General features: G+C 55.4%; 1 protein-coding gene. It reads right to left on the bottom strand.

Annotated elements, in window-relative coordinates; genetic code table 11:
• Window positions 1–2,308: beta strand repeat-containing protein (locus tag HZS79_RS16680; RefSeq protein ID WP_179928416.1), on the bottom strand; the 2,308-nt coding region annotated here is incomplete at both ends.

Genomic DNA, 2,308 nt, shown 5'->3' with positions numbered 1-2,308 from the left:
TGGCTCTCACTCAGATCGACAGTCTCACCGTCCAGAGTAAGCGTACCTGCAGCCAAGTTAGTGCCGGTAGCACTCAAATCACCACTGGTGGTAACACGCAGTGCGGCACCATTCGCGTCAAGCGTGTTGAGGCTGCCATCGCTATTCAGGCCCGCCGCCAGAGTGCCGCTACTGGTAACGCTGGCGGAATCAATAGTCAGGTTATCAGCCGCCGCAATGGTGCCGGTGTTAGTCAGCGCACCAGTATCGAGAGTGGCGTTACCACCGGCATAGACGGTGCCGTCGGTGTTGCTGAGGGTTTTGCTGATGGCCTCAAGGTCATTACCGGCCAATAACTCACCCTGGTCATTGTTCAGGCTGAACGCTTGAACACTCAAGTCACCTTGCTGGCTAGACAAGGTACCTTCGGCATTGTTAAGCACGCCAGCGACATGGAGTGATAAGTTTTCCTGAGTAACAACAGTGGCATTGCCAGTACCTAGCGCGTTTCTTGCAATGATATGAGCATTAAAAGCGCTGGTCTGGCTCTCACTCAGATCGACATTATCACCACCCAAAGTCAGAGAGCCCGCCGCTAGGTTGTTGCCGTTAGCACTCAGGTCACCGCTGGTGGTGACACGCAGTGCAGCACCATCCGCGTCAAGCGTGTTGAGACTGCCATCGCTATTCAGGCCCGCCGCCAGAGTGCCGCTGCTCGCAACGCTGACAGCATCGATAGTCAAGTTATCGGCCGCCGCGATAGTACCGGTGTTAGTCAGCGCACCAGTATCGAGAATGGCGTTACCACCGGCGTAAACGGTGCCGTCTGTGTTGCTGAGGGCTTCGCTAAGGGTAACCGACACGTCATTCCCCGCTAACAGCGTACCCTGCTCGTTTATCAGACTAAGTGCCTGAATACTTAGGTCACCCCCTTGGCTGGACAAGGTACCTGCGGTGTTATCCAGCGCGCCGTTAGCTTGTAGCGACAAATCTTCCTGGGTAACTATGTTGGCCTGCCAAGTGCCGAGTTTGCCCTGGGCGGCAATGTCAGCGCTGTGAGCGCTGATCTGGCTCTCACTCAGATCGACATTCTCACCGTCAAGCGTCAAGTTACCCGACGCTAGGTTAGTGCCGTTGGCCGTTAGCTCACCAGTAGCGGTAACTCTTAGTTCAGCGCCATTTTCGTCAAACGTGTTGAGACTGCCATCGCTATTCAGGCCCGCCGCCAGAGTGCCACTACTGGTAACGCTGCCAGCATCAATGGTCAGGTTATCGGCCGCCGCGATGGTGCCGGTGTTAGTCAGCGCACCAGTATCGAGAGTGGCGTTACCACCGGCATAGACGGTGCCGTCGGTGTTGCTGAGGGTTTTGCTGATGGCCTCAAGGTCATTACCGGCCAATAACTCACCCTGGTCATTGTTCAGGCTGAACGCTTGAACACTCAAGTCACCTTGCTGGCTAGACAAGGTACCTTCGGCATTGTTAAGCACGCCAGCGACATGGAGTGATAAGTTTTCCTGAGTAACAACAGTGGCATTGCCAGTACCTAGCGCGTTTCTTGCAATGATATGAGCATTAAAAGCGCTGGTCTGGCTCTCACTCAGATCGACATTATCACCACCCAAAGTCAGAGAGCCCGCCGCTAGGTTGTTGCCGTTAGCACTCAGGTCACCGCTGGTGGTGACACGCAGTGCAGCACCATTAGCATCAAACGTGTCGAGACTTCCATCGCTATTCAGACCTGCCGCTAGGGTGCCGCTGCTAGTAACGCTGGCAGCATCAATAGTCAGGTTATCGGCCGCCGCGATAGTACCGGTGTTCGTCAGCGCACCAGTATCGAGAATGGCGTTACCATCGGCATAGACGGTGCCATCGGTGTTGCTGAGGGATTCGCTAAGGGCAACCGACAAGTCGCTCCCCGCTAACAGCATACCCTGCTCGTTACTCAGGCTAAGTGCTTGAACACTTAGGTCGCCCACTTGACTGGACAGGGTCCCTTCAGTGTTATCAATCGCGCCTTCAGCCTGTAGGGTTAAGTTTTCCTGAGTCACAACATTGGCTTGCCAGGTGTCGATATCACCACGGGCGATGATACGCGTATCAAAGGCACTGGTCTGGCTCTCACTCAGATCGACAGCCTCACCGTCCAGGGTAAGCGTACCTGCAGCCAAGTTAGTGCCGGTAGCACTCAAATCACCACTGGTGGTGACACGCAGTGCGGCACCATTCGCGTCAAACGTGTTGAGGCTGCCATCGCTATTCAGACCAGCGGCCAAGGTGCCGCTGCTATCGACGTTGGCGGCGTCGATAGCTAGATTATCAGCGGCGG

The organism is Vreelandella zhaodongensis, from assembly GCF_013415115.1.
In the GTDB taxonomy this organism is placed as follows: Bacteria; Pseudomonadota; Gammaproteobacteria; order Pseudomonadales; family Halomonadaceae; genus Vreelandella; species Vreelandella zhaodongensis.
This window is presented reverse-complemented; position numbering and strand designations above follow the sequence as displayed.